This window comes from Ruegeria sp. YKSE079 (assembly GCF_059612845.1).
On record NZ_JBXWRJ010000007.1, the window covers coordinates 13,385 to 33,447 of the forward strand.

Annotated in this window: 18 protein-coding genes; 5 read left to right on the forward strand and 13 right to left on the reverse strand. The window is 59.6% G+C overall.

The annotated features are described in order from the left end of the window. Positions 1-104: 104 nt before the first annotated feature. Positions 105-527 (forward strand): tellurite resistance TerB family protein, encoded by a 423-nt coding sequence (locus tag AC2FMY_RS07835; protein WP_480750220.1) that lies wholly within the window; start codon positions 105-107, stop codon positions 525-527. Positions 528-533: 6 nt separating this feature from the next. Here AC2FMY_RS07835 and dacB read toward each other — a convergent pair whose 3' ends face one another. From dacB to AC2FMY_RS07870, 7 genes are all read right to left on the reverse strand, one after another. Next, entirely contained in the window at positions 534-2,012 is a 1,479-nt protein-coding gene (gene dacB, locus AC2FMY_RS07840; RefSeq protein WP_496746750.1) for a D-alanyl-D-alanine carboxypeptidase/D-alanyl-D-alanine endopeptidase, read from the reverse strand. A 231-nt stretch (positions 2,013-2,243) separates the two neighbouring features. After that, on the reverse strand, positions 2,244-3,359 hold the full coding sequence (locus tag AC2FMY_RS07845; RefSeq protein WP_496746749.1) for an NAD(P)/FAD-dependent oxidoreductase: 1,116 nt from the start codon (positions 3,357-3,359) through the stop codon (positions 2,244-2,246). After that, complete coding sequence (locus tag AC2FMY_RS07850; RefSeq protein WP_496807209.1) at positions 3,356-4,753, reverse strand: FAD/NAD(P)-dependent oxidoreductase; 1,398 nt, start codon at positions 4,751-4,753, stop codon at positions 3,356-3,358. Before AC2FMY_RS07850 ends, AC2FMY_RS07845 begins: the two co-directional genes overlap by 4 nt. Next, positions 4,740-5,051, reverse strand: coding sequence for a (2Fe-2S)-binding protein (locus AC2FMY_RS07855; RefSeq protein WP_496746745.1), 312 nt, complete (start codon positions 5,049-5,051; stop codon positions 4,740-4,742). The genes AC2FMY_RS07850 and AC2FMY_RS07855 overlap by 14 nt, the downstream gene beginning before the upstream one ends. 76 nt (positions 5,052-5,127) lie before the next feature. After that, on the reverse strand, positions 5,128-6,120 hold the full coding sequence (gene dctP, locus AC2FMY_RS07860; protein ID WP_496746743.1) for a TRAP transporter substrate-binding protein DctP: 993 nt from the start codon (positions 6,118-6,120) through the stop codon (positions 5,128-5,130). 37 nt (positions 6,121-6,157) lie between these two features. Beyond that, positions 6,158-7,456 (reverse strand): TRAP transporter large permease, encoded by a 1,299-nt coding sequence (locus AC2FMY_RS07865; protein ID WP_480750226.1) that lies wholly within the window; start codon positions 7,454-7,456, stop codon positions 6,158-6,160. A gap of 2 nt (positions 7,457-7,458) precedes the next feature. Then, positions 7,459-7,944: a TRAP transporter small permease gene (locus AC2FMY_RS07870; RefSeq protein WP_496746740.1), complete on the reverse strand. Its 486-nt coding sequence runs from the start codon at positions 7,942-7,944 to the stop codon at positions 7,459-7,461. Between AC2FMY_RS07870 and AC2FMY_RS07875 the strand changes: the two genes are divergently transcribed. Continuing rightward, positions 7,885-9,036, forward strand: coding sequence for a LysR substrate-binding domain-containing protein (locus AC2FMY_RS07875; protein ID WP_496807210.1), 1,152 nt, complete (start codon positions 7,885-7,887; stop codon positions 9,034-9,036). The two genes, AC2FMY_RS07870 and AC2FMY_RS07875, sit on opposite strands and share 60 nt — an antisense overlap. Positions 9,037-9,459: 423 nt before the next feature. On the opposite strand, the gene AC2FMY_RS07880 is transcribed toward AC2FMY_RS07875, so the two are convergent. The 3 genes from AC2FMY_RS07880 to AC2FMY_RS07890 all read right to left on the reverse strand — a co-directional run bounded on the left by AC2FMY_RS07880 (position 9,460) and on the right by AC2FMY_RS07890 (position 12,511). Then, complete coding sequence (locus tag AC2FMY_RS07880; protein WP_496807211.1) at positions 9,460-10,035, reverse strand: nuclear transport factor 2 family protein; 576 nt, start codon at positions 10,033-10,035, stop codon at positions 9,460-9,462. A 226-nt stretch (positions 10,036-10,261) separates the two neighbouring features. Continuing rightward, positions 10,262-11,206, reverse strand: a complete 945-nt coding sequence (locus AC2FMY_RS07885) for an ornithine cyclodeaminase family protein (protein WP_496807212.1) — start codon at positions 11,204-11,206, stop codon at positions 10,262-10,264. Between the two features lie 33 nt (positions 11,207-11,239). Further along, positions 11,240-12,511, reverse strand: a complete 1,272-nt coding sequence (locus AC2FMY_RS07890; RefSeq protein WP_496807213.1) for an alpha/beta hydrolase — start codon at positions 12,509-12,511, stop codon at positions 11,240-11,242. Positions 12,512-12,670: 159 nt separating this feature from the next. On the opposite strand from AC2FMY_RS07890, the gene AC2FMY_RS07895 reads away from it, so the two are divergent. Continuing rightward, positions 12,671-13,303 (forward strand): hypothetical protein, encoded by a 633-nt coding sequence (locus AC2FMY_RS07895; RefSeq protein ID WP_496807214.1) that lies wholly within the window; start codon positions 12,671-12,673, stop codon positions 13,301-13,303. Positions 13,304-13,380: 77 nt separating this feature from the next. On the opposite strand, the gene clpB is transcribed toward AC2FMY_RS07895, so the two are convergent. Both clpB and AC2FMY_RS07905 read right to left on the reverse strand, forming a co-directional pair. Beyond that, the gene (gene clpB / locus AC2FMY_RS07900) at positions 13,381-15,999 is read right to left on the reverse strand and encodes an ATP-dependent chaperone ClpB (protein ID WP_496807215.1); all 2,619 of its coding nucleotides are present in this window, start codon (positions 15,997-15,999) and stop codon (positions 13,381-13,383) included. 125 nt (positions 16,000-16,124) lie between these two features. Next, positions 16,125-16,463: a hypothetical protein gene (locus tag AC2FMY_RS07905; protein WP_496807216.1), complete on the reverse strand. Its 339-nt coding sequence runs from the start codon at positions 16,461-16,463 to the stop codon at positions 16,125-16,127. 134 nt (positions 16,464-16,597) lie between these two features. Here AC2FMY_RS07905 and pyrF point away from each other — a divergent pair, with 134 nt between their 5' ends. Then, the gene (gene pyrF, locus AC2FMY_RS07910; RefSeq protein ID WP_496746726.1) at positions 16,598-17,302 is read left to right on the forward strand and encodes an orotidine-5'-phosphate decarboxylase; all 705 of its coding nucleotides are present in this window, start codon (positions 16,598-16,600) and stop codon (positions 17,300-17,302) included. Between the two features lie 367 nt (positions 17,303-17,669). After that, complete coding sequence (locus AC2FMY_RS07915; RefSeq protein WP_480750235.1) at positions 17,670-18,923, forward strand: DNA polymerase IV; 1,254 nt, start codon at positions 17,670-17,672, stop codon at positions 18,921-18,923. Here AC2FMY_RS07915 and AC2FMY_RS07920 read toward each other — a convergent pair. Beyond that, positions 18,912-20,057, reverse strand: coding sequence for an adenylate/guanylate cyclase domain-containing protein (locus AC2FMY_RS07920; protein WP_496748444.1), 1,146 nt, complete (start codon positions 20,055-20,057; stop codon positions 18,912-18,914). The genes AC2FMY_RS07915 and AC2FMY_RS07920 overlap by 12 nt on opposite strands. Positions 20,058-20,063 lie beyond the last annotated feature (6 nt).

A 20,063-nucleotide genomic window follows, 5' to 3' on the forward strand; every position in this document is an offset into this window, starting at 1 on the left:
TACACCAAAAACGTGTTCTTCGAAATATCGGCGCGCAAGAGTTGAATAGCATCGGCGCTCTCCGTATCTTGCGCTGAAACCAAGGATTTCAGCAGGACGACACCATGACCGAGCAAGCCCCCCACCCGATGACCCCGCAGGACTGCCTTGTGGCGATCATGGTCGCGGTGTCCGCCTCCGACGAAAACATCCGCACTGCCGAGCTGGTCAAGATCCAAACCGCCGTAAACATGCTGCCGATCTTTGCCGAATACGATATCGACCGCATGCAGCGGGTTTCGCAAACCGTGTTCGACCTATTCGAACAAGAGGACGGGCTGGATGCGCTGTTCGGCCTGATCCGCGACAACCTGCCGGAACGGCTGAATGAAACCGCCTATGCCCTGGCCTGTGACGTGGCCGCCGCCGACGGCACGTTGGCGGAAACCGAACTGCGCCTGCTCGAAGAAATACGGTACGAGCTCAATATCGACCGCTTGCATGCCGCCGCCATCGAACGCGGCGCGCGGGCGCGGCATCTGGTCTGAGCGCGCTCAACTACCGTAAAGGTTGCCCCACCGCTCCAGCAAGGCTTGTTGCAACTTTCTCGACTGCCGGTTCCATGACCGCGCGCCCGGCGGACGCTCCCGATCCTCACGGCGGATCTGCGCCCGCCGCGCGATGTCGGCGGTGAAAATGGCAAATGCCAGTTCAGTGCCGCCCGCAGTTGTCACGAACCCCCCCAGACCAGACACGAAATTCAGCGTGCCTGTCTTGGCATCGACCCTGACGGGATGCCCCTTGATTGGGCGTCCCTTGCTGTCCTTCAGGGCGAACTGCTTGAGCAAGGGCCGCAACAGATTGCTTTTGCGCGCAGCCACAAGGGCCCGCACCAGATCTCCCGGCGCCATGCGAGAAGCGCCTCCCAAACCGGAGTGATCCACCATCTGCGTCCGGAAGGCGCCGTATTTCCCGATTGCCCACTGGTTCATCTCTGACGCAGAATCCTGCAGGTCACCGGGCGTAACGCCCCGCGCCACCGTGGCAGCCATCCCTACCATCTCGGCGGTCAGGTTGTTCGAGTATTTAAGCATTCCCCGCAAGATTTTTTGCAGTGGCGCACTCTGATGCGTGGCCAGAACTGTACCCTCGGGCACGGTACGGACAACTTCCGCCCGGCCCAGAACAAGTCCGTTGACCCGCGCCAATGTCTGAAACACTTCGCCCGCATACAATGCCGGCTTGCGCACCGGCAGCCACCGCGCGCCACCTTTGCCCAGAGCGCCCTTGGCCACCGTCCAGTTGTCGACCCGCACGCCGGGTTCATAGGTGTAAACGGGCAGGTTCCGATCGGCGACGGACATCTTTGCCATTTCCACGCGCGGCCGGTAATTGGCGGTGCGGGCATCCATGGTCACGTCATAGCTTTTGGCGCCACGTTTCCACTCGAAATGCACGCGGTTAAAGTTCAGCGCGATGCCGCTCACCGCCGGGCTGTATCCGACATGATCGGGCTGTTCCGGATCAATGGTATGCACAAAGGGCAACGCGCCGTCATATACCCTGAAAGCCCCGCGCACTTCCCGCAGCCCGGCCTCCCGCAAGTTCACCGCCAGGTTTGCAAGCGCCTCAGTGTCCAGCAAGGGGTCTCCGCCGCCAACTAGAATCAGATCCCCCTTGAGGATGCCGTTTTCCATCGGCCCGTCCGCGATCAGCCGTGTCTCGAACCGATGCTCCGCCCCCAACACGTCCAGCGCGTAAAGCGCGGTCAATGCCTTGGCCACACTCGCCGGCGGCAGTCCGTTGCCTGCGCCCACTGCTTCCAGATGTCTGCCGGTTTTCACATCGGCCACGGCAAAGACCACATCCCCAGGCAACCCAGCCGCTCGGATGATCCGCTCGGACTCACTCACCACACCTGTTCGCACCTGCGGCCTGAGAGATGCTTCCGGAGCCTTTGCCCACCCGGCAACCGGACTCAGCGCCGCCCCCAAACCGGTCAGAAATGCACGACGAGAAATCTGATCAAACATGTCTCAATTGAATCGCAGAGTTAGCCGCCAGACAAGAAGCCCCATACAGATTTTCTCGCGCTCGGGTAAATTTGTCGACAGGTTTCTAAGGGGCGCCACTCATTTTTCGCTTGCGACGGCATTGTATGGTTGTGACAGAATGATGTTGTTATTCAGCACGTCGGCATGACTATCGCGTGGCTTTAGCACCGCCATGATCGCGTGGCGCAAGATGCAGAATTCGAAACCACCTCACAAGACCTTTCGGTCAAAACGGTCGATTCGGAAAGCATCGAGCGGAAACTCCGATTTGCCTGTCTGAACCAGATCCGACATGACCTTGCCGATCACGGGACCCAGCTGAAATCCATGGGCCGAAAACCCAAAGGCGTGGAACGCGCGATCAGCATTCACCGCAGCTCCAATTACCGGCAAGTTATCTGGCATATACGCTTCCAACCCAGCCCACATGCGGTTGATCGCGGCGCGGCGCATGATCGGAAAGAACTCCGCCGTGGTTCGGGCAGCCTCGGCCAGTTTGGAATAATCTAGACGAGTGCGGTTTGCAGAACGGTCGGCAAACCCCTTAGCCCCACCCCCGATCAGGACGGTGCCGTTTTCAAACTGTTTGAAACTCAACTGTCTACTGACCGCCCCAACAACCGGCTTGGCGAATTGCGGCATACGCGCCGTGATCATCAGCATCGGCGCGGCATGGCTAAGCGGAACGTTGTCGCCAATCATCAAAGCGATACGGTCGGCCCATGCTCCGGCACAATTGACGACAGTATCGGCTTCGAATCGAATGGTTGACCCTTGCGCCAGCCAGACGTCACCGACACGACGCAAGCCAAGCAATTCTTCTTCTTCGACAAATCGGACACCAAGGTGTTCCGCGCGCAAACGGAAAGCGCTGGTCGCCTTGTAAGGGATGGCGTAACCGTCAAAATCTGACGTCGCCCCTCCGACACAATCCGGGTTTACGTTCGGCAAACGATCCATCAACTCCTGGCGGGAAATGATCCGCTCGTGTCTAAAACCCGCTGCGCGCATTTTGTCTTCACGAATGCGAAGCTTGGTCATGTCGGCGTCGTCCGCCGCAATGTTGATCAGGCCCTGGCGGCGAAACCCGGTGTCATGGCCAAGTTCCTCATCCAATGTCTGCCACATCATCATCGAGGCTATGGACAGCGGCACTTCGGCCATGTCGCGACCCAATAGCCGGACACCGCCCGCATTCACGCCAGATGCATGCCGACCGACATAGTCCTTTTCAACGACGATGACAGACACGCCGGAACGGGCAAGATGAAAAGCGGTAGCGCACCCCTGAATGCCACCCCCAACAATCAGAACATCCGCTTTCATTTGCTGCCCTTCGCCTGAAGAGTGCCAAAATGGCTGAGTTCGTCGAGGGTCAGCAAACGCAGCGGGCTGCGCAAACGATAGTAACCCACGTCTTCCGGTGGCGCCCCGCGCCATTCTGCCAGCAGCCCCGCCACGGTATGACCGCATTGACGGCCCTGGCACGGCCCCATCCCGCATCGAGTTAATGATTTCAAGGCATTGGGGTCACGCGCGCCCAGATCAAACCCCGCCCGGAGTTGGGCGAGGCTTTGCTCTTCGCACCGACAGACAAGTGTGTCCGGGTCCTGTGGCAGGCGCAACGTGTTCGACGGGCGATAAAGCTTGTCAATGAAGGCACGGAAGGGGCGCAGTACGGCCAACGCGGCCAGATCCGGAGCTGCCGCGCGGTCTCTTTGCGGCTCCGACAACAGACCCAACCGGCACAGGATGTTGAGCGCCGCCAGACGACCCGCCAGACGCGCGCCGTCGGCGCCAATGATGCCCGCGCCGTCGCCTGCAACGGAAACATGTGGCACCGAACTTTGGCCAAAGGCATCTGTATCGACCTGCCAACAAAGCTGGTCGGAATTCCAGCGATGTTTCAATCCCATCGCGAGGGTTATGTTCAGGTTCGGCTGCACTCCGTGGTGCAGAAAAACGGTGCCGGCGGCAATCTCGCGGCTACCTCCTCCGCTGGAGAAACGCAGGCCCGATGCCCGCTGATCACCCAGTACGCAAAGATCACGCGCACCGCGAAATGTTCGGATACCGCTACGCCGTATCTCGCGCAGCAGCCCAATCCCCTTTTGCAGCATTGGAAAGCTGCGCAAGGCCCGAGGCAAACGTGGAAGTGCCTCAAGGAAATGATCGCGTGGCGTGGTATCGACCAATGCCACCACCGGCACACCAAGCCGCAGATATTGCGCGACGATCAGATAAAGTAGCGGGCCGGAACCCGCGAAGATTGCGCCATTGGCCACCATTGCATCCGATTTCAGCATCACCTGTGCAGCACCTGCGGTCATTACACCTGGCAGGGTCCATCCGGGAATTGGCATCGGTCGTTCCATCGCTCCGGGGCAAAGCAACATCTCGCGGCAATTCAGTTCCTTGGTTTTGCCTTCTTGTGAAAACAGAATTCGACCGTCATCGCCCGCGTGCCAGACATCCGCCCTCGCGCAATAAGTGACGGAACTGCGCTCGAACGCGGCGACAAGGCCAGCCCCGTCAGTATAGTCCGCGCCCAACAGGCTTGCTTCCGGTAACGGGCTATCGGCGACGGACCGATAGATCTGACCGCCAGGCCGCGATGCGCGATCTAAAACAGCAACATTGGCACCGCTTTCCGCCAGTCGAATGGCTGCTGCCATGCCAGCAGGACCAGCACCGATGATCGCGCAATCAAACGCCCGCATCGCCGACCTCGGACTCTTCGGTAATATTTTGCGTTGTCACCACCATCCCCTCGGCCACCTGCCGCAAGCAGGCCTGCTGATTGGGAAGACCGTCAATTTCGACCATGCATTCAAAACACACACCCATGGCGCAATAGGCGCTGCGCATTTCACCGGACAATGCGGCATGCCGTGTCACGGTCTGACCATCCAGAGCCATGGCCGACCAGACCGACTGTCCCGGCACGGCCTCGACCTCACGCCCGTTCACAACAATTCGGACCCGTACGCCATCGGGCTGACACAGCGACTGAAACATGGGAGGCTCCGTTTTATGCATGAAAAGGGAAAAGGGCTGGGAGACGGCCCTTTTCCCGACGAGCGACTGAGGGCCCCTAGTTGCCGATCTTGTCCAGAATGGACTGGCCCCATTCCTGACCAACGTCTTCCAGGACCTGCGGCCAGACCGCTTCGCGCACATGAGCGGCGGTTGCGGCCAGTTCTTCATCGCTCAATTTGACGATGGTGGCGCCATTGTCGGCCAGCTTCTGCTCAAACGCAGACTGGTCGGCCTCGGCGGTTTCCCAGCGTTTCGCTTCGAATTCCTTGGCACCACTCTCCAACGCTGCACGGTCTGCGTCGCTGAGGTTGGCCAGGGCTTCCGTGTTGATGATCATATACCAGACCTCGAAGTGGGTGTTCACCGGCACATAGGTGGTGGTCACATCGCGGAACGAGGCATAGTAGCCTTCGGCACCCGAACCGACGACGCCGTCAACCACACCGGTCTGCACGGCGGTGAAGGCCTCGGAGAAGGGGATCGGCGAGGAGATGTAGCCAAGCGCGTCGGCGGTCAGCTGGAAGCTCTTGATACCGGGCACACGCACCTTGATACCCTTGGCCGAGGTCGGGTTGCCGGGATCGACCGCTTCGGTGTTCAGCGCGACACCGCCGAAATACACCGGATAGGCGGCCAGCATGGTGATGTCCTGCTTGGCATAGAGCTCTTTCATCGCGTCATAGATCGCGCCGCCGGGCCCGTAGATATTTTTCGCTTCGGCCCAGTTTGCAGCGACATATGGAAAGGCCGAAATCTGCATGCGGCGATCGACGGCAGTCGCGGCAGGCTGCACCGCCATGTCGATGGCGCCAACTGAAATCCGTTCCTGAACAGAGGTATAGTCGCCAAGCGCCGATGCCGGGAACAGATTGAGTTCCAGCGAACCGTCGGTCGCCGTCTTCAACTCTTCGGCGAAAGCGCGCAGTTCGTTGTCGATAGTCGCACCTTGAGGTCGAATATGGCTGACCTTCAGAGTATCGGCGGCGGCGATGCCGGCGGTGGCCAGTACGGCGGCGACCATCGCCGTGGACTTCAGGAAATTCATCATTGGGTTTTGCTCCTCCGTGAGTGATGAAATTTGCGGCTTAGTAGCCAAAGAAGCGAGGCAGCCACATCGACAGGTCCGGCCAGAAACTGGTCAGGAACACCACCGGCAGATAGCCCAGCAGGATGAGAGTCATGGCAGGACGGATCACGCGGGTCACAGGGACCTGTCCGATACGTGCACCAAGGTAGAGGATCGAAGCATAGGGTGGCGTCACGCCGCCCATGGCCGTGTTGACGCCCATGATCGCCGCGAACTGGATCGGACTGACGCCGATGGCCTGCATCAACGGCAGAAGCAGTGGCGCGATCAGGATGATGGCGGTGACGTCATTGACGACCATGCCGACCAGAAACAACAGGATATTGATCAGGATCAGCAGAAGCGCCTTGTTTTCAGTGATCGAGAAGATCGCCTGCACAATCGCCTGCGGCACGCTTTCCAGAACGAACATCTGGCTGAGGATCATCGAGAACAGGATCATCAGCATGATGGCGCCGACGGATGTGGCGGCTTCCCTGCCCGCACCCAAAAAGGTACGCATATCCAGTCCTTTGTAGATCAGAAAACCCACAGGGATCGCATAGATTACAGCTACCGCAGCAGCTTCGGTCGGGGTCATTATGCCGCCATAGATGCCACCAAGAATGATAATTGGCATCAGTAGCGCAGGTGTGGCTTTCAGGCCGCGCTGCGTGGCCTCGGAAACGAACTCCTGCCCTTTCAGCGGTTCGTTCAGTTGCAACGGAAACTTGCGCGCCATGCGAATGTTGACGATCGAAAAGCTCGTCATGATTAGCAGGCCGGGGCCCAGCGTAGCCAGAAAGCAGGCAAGGATCGAGGTGTCCGTGACCCAGCCATAAACGATCATTGTCACCGAAGGCGGGATCAACAGACCCAAAAGAGACGCGTTGGCGATCAAGGCGGTTGCGTATGCGCGAGGATAGCCCTGTTTTTCCATCTCGGGGATCAGCAGCGGGCCGATGGCGGCAACGCCGGTCAAGCCCGAGCCGGAAATCGCCCCGATCAGCGCGCAAGACACGGTTGCAACGACGCCCAGACCACCACGCAGGTGACCGATGAAGATGTTCACGAAGTTCAGCAAGCTGGCAGCGATACCAGATACGCTCATGATCGTTCCGGCCAGTACAAACAACGGGATGGCCAACAGAACGGGGTTGCCCAGTTGCTGGAATCCCCAAAGCATATTGCCTTTCATCACCACATCGCCGGCGTAATACATCACCATCAACCCGGCACCAAAGCAGTAAGGCAGCGGTACACCGAGTGTCAGCAGAATGACCAGAACCAGCACCGCAAAAAGAGCAATCTCAATCATGTTCAGGAGTCCTTTCGCGGAGTGAAATCGGGCGAAAGGACAGCCTTGAGATGCATCGCCAGGTGCCAGACTGTGAACAGCATCATCAACACCATCCCTGCAAACAGAGCGATATCGACATAGAAGGTCGGCAAATACAGCGTTGGGCTTTCGCGCCAGACTCGAATCGAGTATTTTGCATAGTCCCACGCCCACATGGTCAGCCACAGCCCCACGATCAGGCTGATGATCTCGCCTACGATGGCGAGAATCTTGTGCTGGCGTTCGGTCTTGAGGAAGATCTCAAGCACATTGGCCCGGATATGTGTGTTCTCGCGTGACGCGTTGACCGCCCCAAGCATATAAAGCCAGAGCGTCGGATAAAGCAGGCTTTCTTCCAGCCCCATCACTGGAATTTCCAGCACATAACGGGTGATCACCTGCACGAATTGACCAAGAGCCACCAGACAGATCAGCGCTGTCAGAACTATACTCGAAAAACGGTCCATCTCCCCCTCCGTAACGCGAAGCGCATTCTGTGCTTCCGTGGGGGCGAACCTTGCGAGTACAGATCATCAAGTCAAAACGATAAAATTGATAATAGAATAAAGTTACTTTATATCTTCAAGCAAATATCAGGAAAATCAACGCCCATGAATATCAGCTTTCGCCAGCTTCAGGCCTTTCGAGAAGTCATGCGCAGCGGTTCTGTCACCGAAGCAGCGCGGACGATGGGGCGCACACAACCCGCCGTTAGCGCCTTGATCGCGAATCTGGAGGCTGAAATGCAAATCGCCCTGTTTCACAGACAGCGGGGCAAGATGGTTCCAACACCCGAAGCTCGATACTTCACTGACGAGGCCGAAGCCATTTTGGACCGACTGGCATTGTCCACACGAACAATGCGTGAAATCGGTGCTTTGACAAAGGGCCGTCTTAACATTGCCTGCATGCCGGCGGCTTCCAGCCTTTTGATGCCCCAATTGCTCGCCCGGTTTCTGGCCGACAAGCCCGATGTGAGCGCGTCACTGATGATGCGCGCTTCCTCCGTCATTGAAGAGTGGATATCCTCGCAGCAATACGACATTGGCCTGGCGGAAACACCTTCACCTTCGCCTGCCCTGATTACACGGGATTTCGATCTCGAATGCGTTTGTGCCTTACCGGCGGACGACCCGTTGGCACGCATGCCAGCAATTGAAGCCCGGGCGCTGTCGGGCAAACCGATGGCCGCGCTTCAGCAAGGGCACCCGAACCTGCTGGCCACTCAATCTGCTTTCAAGTCGCAAAAGGCGGAGTTTGTGCACCGTTTCGAACTGCGAACATTCAACCCTGCGTTCGCCCTTGTTGAGAAGGGTTTGTGCTATTGTGTATGTGATCCGATAACAGCCGCCGGTTATTTTCTTGCTCACCCCGTCGTCAGGCCAGTTGTATTCCGGCCTTTTCGTCCACGAGTTTCATTGGCAGTTTCAATTCTGCAACCCGCCCACCGGCCGCCTTCGGCATTGGCGGCAGCGTTTGTCGACCAGCTAGCCACAGAACTGCAACAAATAGGAAATATGCTTTCCGACCGCGACCTGGAATGTGCCGCAAAACCATGATGGCCAAGTTTGGCACGCAGTCTGAGCGATGGCGTGGAAACTTGTTTCCAAGGGTCCCCGGTCGGCTGAATTGTGACACACGTACAAGGCGGCGGATCACTGGCAATCCGCTGTCGCTTTTTACTCCCAAGCCAGCAACAAAAAACGGGTGAAAACCTATCCAGTCATGAGACGCATAGGCATTTGCGATTTCCGTCAATAAGCACAGTGCGGATCAGGCAACTCAAGGAGGGGCGCATCACCGGGCCGTCTGCGGCTCCGCATATTGGACGTCATCTTGGGCAAGTTCAAAGCACGTGTGCAGGCCGAGCGCGAGGTGCGAGAAACGCCGGAAACGCGGCAATGACAGCGTGTCTTGTCATCAATACAATTTCAGGCCCTCCGTCAGACCAGTTTTCTATAGACAGTCAAAACCGCTAACACTCACCATTTGCCGTTGTCGTTCTTCCAGGCCTCGCAGGGTGGAACGGTTTCAATAGTGTCCCAATGCTCGGCAATCTTGCCCGTTTCGACCCGGAACAGATCATAGAAAGACGTATGCTCGCCCCGGAGATAACCTTCGCAGACAGACAGGACGAAATTACCTTCGGCGAGCAGGCGGTGATTACGGAAGTATTGGATTGCAAGCGCGCCGTCTGCGCGCTCGTTCAGTGCGGCGCGCAGGGCTGCTGAGCCATCATCCATCACCGGGCTGTGCTGGATCAACGCGTTATCGACATAATCCACCAGATCAGCGAGATTGCGGCCAATAAGGATATGATCGACAAAGCGCCGGACCAGATCGCGGTTGGCCTTGGTCCGATCGATATCCGTGGCCTCGACCGGGCCGTCCACCATGCTGCGGCCAGATCGGTTGGGACCTTGACGTGGCTGGATATTGTCCCAATGCTCGACCGCCTGGCCGCTCTCAAAGCGGAACACCTCGAACCCGATCCGGGAGGTGGCGAAGTCGTATTCGGTGTGCCCGAACACAAAATCCCCGTCCTCGAATGCGCGCACGACATTGACGCGGGGCGAAGTTTCGGAAAGCCGCTTGAACAGTGCTGCAAGCCCTTCGCTGCCTTCGTGGGTCTGCGGGTTGTGCTAGATGTATTTCTTCTCGTTCACCACGGCGACAGGTCCGGGATCGCCGGTTTCGATGCTTTTGAGCAGAGCGCGGATCTTGTCCTTGTTGCTGAAGGTCATAGTGTGTTTCCCATCGGCTGGTCTCGCGATTTCAGGCGTTTTAGGGCGCCGCGCATTGATACGCGAATGCGGCCACGGCCAGATCGCCTATGGCCAACCCGCGAAACACGAATGCGGTCCGGCGCGCCGGATCGAAGCCGTCCGAAGTAATGCCTGCAACCAGCGAAGACAGATCTCCCGAGATCAGGCCGGGTGCGACCATCGGTTTTTCCATCGCCGCCTCTTGCTGCTGGTCATCGACATAGATCGCGCTAAAGGCGGACATCCCACTGGGTTGCCACGGCAAGGCCAGGTCGGTGACAGCCGCAAAGGCGCCGGGCTTGAGCCAGTTCGCATCAAGAAAGGGTTCGATCTCGTAGTTCAGGGTAACCGATGTGACGACGATATCCGCCCCCTCCAACGCCTTGCGCGGGTTGGTGGCGACCTGTGCAGTCAGGCCCTTGCCGCGGGCGTAGTCGCAGAACGCCTCGACGTTGGCCGGGGTGCGGCCAAAGGCGCGCACCTCGGCCAGCGGAAACAGCTCGGCAAAGGCGTCGATGTGGCTGCGCGCCTGCACCCCGACGCCGACAAAGGCCACGGTTTTCGAGGCGGGGTTGGCCAATCGGCGCGCCACAACGGCGCTAAGACCTGCTGTACGCACCGCCGTCACCCATCCCGCATCAGTCACCGCCCGCAACGCACCGGTCTGGCTGTCGAGCAGCATGATAGAGCCGTTGATCGCAGGCAGGCCGCGCCCGGGATTGTCCGGGCTGACCATCACCGCCTTGACGGCAATGACCGGCGGTGCGTCCGCGACGGCCAGCGTCGCCATCACGTAACGCCCGTCGCCGGGAATAATCGCCGCCTTGGGCGCGGTCCACAGTTGCCCCTTGGCCTGATCCCGCAAGGCCTGTTCGATACAGTCCGCAATCTCGTTTGCGGGAATGTTCAGGGTGGCAAGGTATGCGTCGGACAGATAGTCAAAAGGTAGCGGCGTATCAGACATGGCGGATGGTCTCTCCTGAAGTCGGGATGCGTGTCAGTTGAGGAGCGGCAGGGCGCGTAGCCGGTCGGGGTAGTCCTGCGGGAATTGCCAGACCGCGCTGCCTCGTGACCGCACAAGGCCGCGTGATGCCGGCAGCGCGCCGCTGCTGAGGGTTAGCAGGATGTCGCTGCTGGCCCAGGGGGCCGAGCGGAAATACCAGTGCCCGTTGCCCGCGTCCGCCCCCGGAGCGTCAGAAGCGTTGATCAGGGCAAGGCGGTTTTCGGCAAGCAGTTTCTGCCTCAGCCAGTCTGGCATAGCCTCGTTCCCTGCCGTTTGCCCAAGGCGGTTCCGACCAAAGACGAACTCGGACATGCCCAATGCCGCATCGCTGCCGGACATGTAAATGGACAACTGGTCCATGCCGTCAAGCAGGCCGTCGGCCAATGCGTTGGTAAAATAGAGCCGATCGAGGTCGCTGCCGATCAGCACCACCTGCCCCAGCCGGGCGCGCCCGTCATCCAATAGGGCGATCTGATAGGCGGCTTCGAACACCAGCCGCGATCCGGCGCTGTAGCCGATCAGGTGCACCCGCCGCGCCTGCGTTTGGGTGGTCAGGAACTCGATCAGTTCGCGCAGGTTTCGACGCGTGGCGCTGGCGGTCTCAAGGTCGCGGAAATAGGCCAGACGGTTGGGCGTGGCCGGCCAGTTGTAGCTGAGAAAAGCGCCGCGATAGCCCAGATAGTGCTGCAACTCGCGCGCCACCAGCGTGGGGTATTCGAAATCGACGTTATAGCCGTGCACATAAATCACCACATCGCGACTGCCCGACAGCGACAGTTGCCGATTGATGGCGCGGGCAAAATCGCGCGCGGCGCGGGCGGCATCGGCCGGGTCGATCTCCTCCCCCGTATCGTCCGAGATGGAAAACGGCATCGGCCCGAATTCCTGCGCCGAAACGACGGAAAGCGTGCGTTGGGTGTCGTCCTGCCCGGTCGAGATCCGGCGCAGGGTCTCCCAGTCCCCCGCAGGCGGGGTCATCGCCACATCCACCGTCCCGGTGCGCAGCACGATCCCACGGTCGTTGGCATAATGATCCGAGGCGTCATCGGGTCCGGCGACGCGGCGGTCGGTGGCATAGAACAGCTTGGCCCGCTCGGCCTTTTGACGCGCGGTGGCGGTGGTGAAAGGATCAAGCGTGCCGCCCTCATAACCCGTTGGCGGCGGCATGATGGCAATTTCGTTATAGGATTTCTCTCCACAGGCCCCCAACGCCAAGGTGAGGCAGAGGCCGGTGAACCATCTGTTGATACCCTTGCTGCGCCGCATATCTCCCCCGATCATGTGAGGGACTACAGCACATTTGCCGGGTCGAAAAAAGCGCGCGTTGACGTAGTGGTCGGATCAGACGAATTGTCTGGTTTGAATGACGGATTTGATTGAACTATCGTCGGGCAGAGTTCGTTTTAGTAATCGCATGGAAAATTAGTGTCAGAAGAGAATTCAAGTATCTGGGCAAGCTTGGCAGGGTTCGACTCCAGTACCTACAAGTCCTTTACCAGCGACATAATGCTACGTGATGAGAAGCTTTTGTTTGACATCCTGCATCGCATCGACCGAGGCGAACCCCTGCCTCGGGAAAGCTTCGCCAAAGAGATGTATGGCAAATACAAGGACACAATATATAAACGACAGCCGCACCTGTTTCGTATTAACGCTTTTTGGGTTGTGTCTTCGCAATGTGCTGATGTCTTGCGGCAGTTCGACCTCGGGCAAGGGGGGCTGTATCCCACGCGTCTGTTTCAGTTCGACCGGAAAATACCCGTTGAAGGCGAGTATTTTTGCCTGAATATCGGGAACACGAAAAAAACTGCGCTTCCGGAGATTTCATCAGGTGTTGAGTATCGAGAAATTGCCAAATTCTGGAAGGCAACTCCAATTCTACAGGACGATGAGTTGATGGTTCTGCCCTCTGCGTCTTCAGGCCCTGACATTTGGATTGACCCGGATTTCAAAGAAGACATCTTTTTCCTGAGCGATCGGCTGGCGCGGGCGCTTAGGAAAGCAAAGGTTTCACCCAAGTTCAGATTGCGCAGGTGCAAAACGCATCTATTGAACTAAAGGCTTCCCGCGTGTTGTTACGAAAAAGCCCGCCATGTCCGGCGGGCTTTGAAGTCTTCATGGCAATCACCTGCCCATTAATGCACGACCGCGTCGTCCGGACGGGGGCGATCTGATGTGCCGATCCGGTCACCAATGATCAGACCCTCGGGTCCGACGGCCACCGGGACGGTTTCGCCATCCTTGATCTCGCCACCCAGCAACGCCTCGGCCAGCGGGTTTTGCAGCGCGCGCTGAATCACCCGTTTCAAAGGCCGTGCGCCAAACACCGGATCATAGCCTTCGTTGGCCAGCCATTCCCGTGCGTCCTCGTCCAGCGCAAGCTCGATCTTGCGGCTGGCCAGACGTTTCTTCAGGCGGGCAAGCTGGATATCGACAATACCGTCCATATCCTCGCGCTTGAGCCGGTCAAAGATGATCGTCTCGTCCAGTCGGTTCAGGAATTCGGGGCGGAAATGCGCCCGCACCGCATCCATCACGTCACGCCGCGCCTGGCTGCTGTCGGCGCCCTCGGGCAACTGGCTGAGCGCCTGAGAACCGAGGTTCGAGGTCAGCACGATCAGCGTCTGCTTGAAGTCGACATGGTGGCCCTGACCGTCGGTCAGAACGCCATCGTCAAGCACCTGCAACAACACGTTGAACACGTCTGGATGCGCCTTTTCGACCTCGTCGAACAGCACTACCTGATAGGGGCGGCGGCGCACAGCTTCGGTCAGCACCCCTCCCTCGTCATAGCCGACATAGCCCGGAGGCGCGCCGATCAGGCGGGCGACCGAGTGTTTCTCCATGAACTCGGACATGTCGATACGAACCATGGCGGCATCATCGTCGAACAGGAACTCGGCCACGGCCTTGGTCAGTTCGGTCTTGCCGACGCCGGTGGGGCCGAGGAACAGGAAAGATCCCAGCGGGCGGTTCTCGTCGTTCAGCCCGGCGCGCGCGCGCCGCACGGCATTGGCCACCGCGTTGACGGCGGCGTTCTGACCGATGACCCGGCGGTGCAGGTCATTTTCCATCCTCAGCAGCTTTTCACGCTCGCCTTCCAGCATCTTGGCGGTCGGGATACCTGTCCAGCGTTCAACCACCGCGGCGATCTGTTCGGGGCGCACGGTCTCCTCGGCCATCAGGCCGCTGTCTTCCTGCGTTTCCGCCACCGTCAGTTTTTTCTCGAGCTCAGGGATGATGCCATAGCTCAGCTCGCCTGCCTTGGCGAGATTACCCTCGCGCTTGGCAATGTCCAGCTCGGCGCGGGCACGGTCGAGCTGTTCCTTGAGATCGCGGGCGCTGGCCAGCTTGTCACGCTCGGCCTGCCATTGCGCGGTCATCTCGGCGCTGCGTTCCTGCAATTCGGCCAGGTCCTTTTGCAGGGTGGCAAGCCGATCCTTGGAGGCGGCGTCATCCTCAAGCTTGAGCGCTTCTTCCTCGATCTGCATCTGCAGGATGTTGCGGTCCAGCTGATCCAGCTCTTCGGGTTTGCTGTCCACCTCCATACGCAGGCGGCTGGCGGCCTCGTCCACCAGGTCGATCGCCTTGTCCGGCAAGAACCGGTCGGTGATGTAGCGGTGGCTGAGCGTCGAGGCCGCCACCAGCGCGCTGTCCGAAATGCGAACGCCGTGATGCAACTCGTACTTTTCCTTGATGCCCCGCAGGATCGAAATCGTGTCCTCGACCGTCGGCTCAGCGATCAATACTGGCTGGAACCGGCGGGCAAGGGCCGCGTCCTTTTCGACATACTTGCGGTACTCGTCCAGTGTTGTGGCACCGATACAGTGCAACTCGCCGCGCGCCAACGCCGGTTTGATCAGGTTGGCGGCATCCATCGCCCCTTCGGACTTACCAGCACCGACCAGCGTGTGCATCTCGTCAATAAACAGGATAATCTCGCCTGCCGCCTCGGTAACCTCGGTCAGCACGGCCTTGAGCCGCTCTTCGAACTCGCCACGATATTTGGCACCGGCAATCAGTGCGCCCATGTCAAGCGCCAGCAGCTTCTTGTCCTTCAGCGACTCTGGCACGTCACCATTGACGATGCGCAAGGCCATACCTTCGGCAATCGCGGTTTTGCCGACACCTGGTTCACCGATCAGAACCGGGTTGTTCTTGGTCCGACGCGACAGAACCTGCATCGAGCGGCGAATTTCCTCGTCCCGCCCGATGATCGGGTCGATCTTTCCTGCAGCCGCAGCCTCGGTCAGGTCACGCGCATATTTCTTCAGTGCGTCATAGCCCTCTTCGGCACTGGCGCTGTCGGCGGTGCGGCCCTTGCGGATGTCGTTGATCGCCTCGTTCAGCTTCTGCGCGGATACGGCACCGGCCTCCAGCGCCTCCTTGGCGTTGGATTTCACCATGCAGAGCGCCATCAGAATACGCTCGACCGGGACGAAACTGTCGCCCGCCTTTTTGGCAATCTTGGCGGCCTCGTCCAGTACCTTGGCGGTCTGGCCATCAAGATAGACCTGACCCGCATCGCCGCTGACCTTTGGGATCTTGGACAACGCTGCGTCCAGCGCTTCGACCACGCGGGCCGGCGCGCCGCCGGCGCGGCTGATCAGGTTGCTTGCCAGCCCCTGCTCGTCGTCCATCAGTGCTTTCAGAATATGCTCGGGAGCCAGTCTCTGGTGCCCCTCGCGCAGTGCAATTGTCTGCGCTGCCTGCACGAAGCCTCGTGCCCGCTCAGTGAACTTCGACAAGTCCATCATTCTCTCCTTTTCCAAGCGCCCGGGATATTTGCGCCCGCTCGGCGGCACGCTTTGGTCTGGGCCTCGCATTCAATCTGGGGAATATCGCTGTGGCTTCAAGAGCTAAAGACCAGAAATCCGTTTTATCCGCGCGGGATCGTATAAACGGAATAGCCGCCGGTCTGGGCCACCAGCCGCGCATCGAACGTGTCGACCAGCGACCGAACCGCCTCACTGCCCGAGGGGCACGAAACAAGATCGGCAGTGTGATCGAGGAAATCGACGGTAAAGGCGGTCTCGCCGGTCAACTGACACCAGTCATCCTCAGACCTGTAACCGCGCACCAGCCGCAGATCGTCATTGGTCGGGGCCGGGGCAACACCGACATCGGACGCACCACCTTGCGGTAATTCACCACATGCCGCAATTGTTGCGAGAAATCCAAATGCAAACCGTTTCTTCATCTTTTGTCCCACTGTCATTTTGTTCGGTGTGATTGCGGATACGATAACATAGCCCGGTTTCCGCTCTGTGACATTTGACCAGTTACGCCGATCATGGACAGACCGTCGCAAACCCGCTAGGACGCAGGCGCTTGCGAAAAGGAGCCTTCCCGATGTCCGACGACCGCCTGATTGTTGCCCTCGATGTCCCCAACGCTCTCGAAGGTCTTGCCCTGTCGCAAAAGCTGGGCGATGCGGTGAATTTCTACAAGATCGGATTGGGCATGCTGACGGGTGGCGGGCTGGCGCTGGCCAATGAGCTGAAGCAGGATTACGGCAAGCGCATCTTTCTGGACATGAAGCTGTTCGATATCGGCAACACGGTGGAAAACGCCGTGCGCGGGCTGGCGCAGTTCGATCTGGATTTCCTGACCGTACATGGCGATCCGCATGTTGTGAGGGCCGCGAAAGAAGGTGCGGCGGGCAAGGACCTGAAGATTCTGGCGGTGACCATCCTGACCTCGCTGGAACGCTCCGATCTGGATGCAGCGCTGATCAAGCCGGGCAATGTACAGGATCTGGTCGTGGAACGCGCGGCCAAAGCGTTCGAAGCCGGCGCCGACGGCGTCATTGCCAGCCCGCAGGAAGCGGCGTTGATCCGCGCTCTGCCGCAGTCCGAGGGGCGGTTGATCGTGACCCCCGGTGTGCGCCCTGCCGGCGCCGATCTGGGTGACCAGAAACGGGTAGCCACCCCGGCCAGCGCTGTCGGCGACGGCGCCGATCACATCGTGGTTGGCCGCCCGATCTATCGTGCCGCCAACCCCAAGGCGGCCGCCGAAGCGGTGCTAAACGAGTTGAGCGCGTTGCGTGTGCATTGAACTTATCGCACGGAATCCGTCCCGGAACGCACAAAATAGCAGCGTAAACGTTTGAACAGCGGCCTTTTTCGCGGCTTGTCGCGCCATATTGTCTCTGTGCCCGCAAAAACACATGAAACCCTCAAGTTTTCACAACTGCTCGCGCAAGCTTGCCCCTACGTCAAGTTTTGAGCGATTCTAAGCTCGAGACACTCCCCAACGAACTCTCTCTTCCTGAAGTTCGTTACCTCTCCCCCCGCTTCAGCTTCGCGGGGGGATTTCTTTTTCTAACAGAGCCCTTCTGCCGCAATCCGGGACTTTGATTGGTTCCGCTTGTGGTATAGTCAGCACTGGACATTCCAGAAACAAACCAGCCTGAGGATCTAGGATGCCGGGCCTGTGCCGCGACTGCCTGAGCCGTTTCGAGGACGCCCGGCGTTGCCCGTCCTGCGGCAGCCCGAGGGTCAGGCTGCATCCCGAGCTTTTCGATCTGACCATCGCGCATATGGATTGTGATGCATTCTATGCTTCGGTGGAAAAGCGCGACAATCCCGAACTGGCGGACAAGCCGGTGATCATCGGCGGCGGCAAGCGCGGCGTAGTGTCAACCGCCTGCTACGTGGCCCGGATTCGCGGCGTGCGCTCGGCCATGCCGATGTTTCAGGCGCTAAAACTCTGCCCCGACGCGGTGGTGATCAAACCGCGCATGTCTCTCTATGCCGAGGTGTCGAAACATATCCGCGCGATGATGGACGAGTTAACCCCGGTGGTGGAACCCCTGTCACTGGACGAGGCGTTCATGGATCTGTCCGGCACCGAGCGGCTGCATGGTGCGCCGCCCGCGATAATGCTGGCGCGGCTGGTCAGGCGGATGAAGGACGAACTGGGGCTGACCGGCTCAATTGGATTAAGTCACAACAAATTTTTGGCCAAGGTCGCCTCAGACCTCGACAAGCCGCGAGGTTTTTCGGTGATCGGCCAGACCGAGACGGCAGCGTTTCTGCGAAACAAACCGGTGCGGTTGATCTGGGGTATTGGCCCAGCGGCGCAGGAATCGCTGGAACGTGCCGGCATCCGGACCTTTGCCGATTTGCTGCGCTGGGATCAGGAGGCGTTGACCGCGCGGTTCGGTTCGATGGGATATCGGCTGTGGCATCTGGCGCGAGGACAGGACAAGCGTCGCGTCTCGGCGCACGAACCGATGAAGTCAATCAGCAACGAGACCACGTTTTTCGAAGACACCGCCAACGCCGATATTCTGGACGGGCACCTGTGGCGGATGGCGGAAAAGGTGGCCGACCGTGCCAAGGCCAAGGGTCTGGCGGGGCGGGTGGTGACGTTGAAGCTGAAAAAGGCCAATCACAAGATCCTGACCCGACGCGTGTCGTTGAGGGATGCAACGCAGATGGCCGACCGGATCTATCGCACCGCGCGCGGGCTGTTCGATCAGGTCGGAGACCAGGGGCCTTACCGGCTACTGGGCTGCGGTCTGTCCGACCTGTGCGACGCGGAACAGGCGGACATGTCAGGCGATCTGCTGGATCCGGACGCAGCGCGTCGGTCAAAGGCCGAACGCGCCACCGACGAAATCCGCAAAAGGTTCGGCAGCGACGCCATCGTCAAGGGGCGGTCACTGAGATAGTCCGCCCGCTCCGTTCCATCCGGTTATGCTGAAGGCTTCGACAGGGTTGGACAACCCTTTCAAATTCAGCGCACCGATGGATTGGGCAGCTATCTGGTCCTCGACCTCCAGATAGGCGCGCTGGCCAATGAGGATCTGATCCTCGCCCGCCGCGTCGCACAGCCGGGCCGCGATATTCACGACACCGCCAATTGCGGTGTAATCGGCGCGGCCCTTTTGCCCGACCAGCCCCATGGTCGCGTGGCCGCTGTCGATGCCGGCCCCAAGGCCGACGCTGTGCCCCATGCGCCGCCAGGGGGCGCAGATGTCGGAAAACGCATCGCGGATATCCAGGGCCAGCAACACCACCTGATGCACCGGCTGGTCGCAGGGAACCGGGTCGTTGAAGAATACCATCAGCCCGTCGCCTGAGCGATAGCCGATGGTGCCGCCGCGTTCGGCCACCAGTGCGCCTGCGCGGTCATGGAACCGGCGCAGAATGTCGATCACATCCTCGGGTTCCAGCGCCTCGGACAGGGCGGTAAAGTTGCGGATGTCACAGAACAGGCAGGCGATGTACCGGCGGTGGATCTGCAACAGGTCCTCGCGCCCGCCCTCGACCACGGCTTCGGCGATCTGGGGGGCGAGGAATTCCTTGAGCCGTTCCAGACGCCCGATTTCTCCCGCCTGCTGTTCGACGCGGGATTCCAGCTGGGCGTTCAGGGCCGAAATTTCCGACGTCTGCGATTGGACGGTTCGGTTGAGATCGCTGAGCAGAAAGTTCTGGTTCAGCAAGGTCGCAATAACCAAAAGCACATAGGCCAGCGCTTCGACCCGGTGGTCATAGCTGATGTAGAGCGTGGCGATCAGGATGACGACGGCAGCGACGGCAAAGACCAGTGGCAGGGTCCGGTGGTGGCGCTCGTAATCGCACCACACGAAATAGGTGGCGACCAGCGCCAACCCCCACATGAGCACGGCCTGCACATGCGGGTTGAACGGCACCTCCGGCAGGCTGAACAGGGCTTCGAGCACAAAGCCGACATAGCACGCGATCAGCGAGGCAAAGGCCGCCATCGTTGCCGCCCCACCGAGCGATAGGGCGGAACGCGCGAGTGTCGAAACCGTGATGCCCGGTAAATCGCGATGTGTCATGACCGT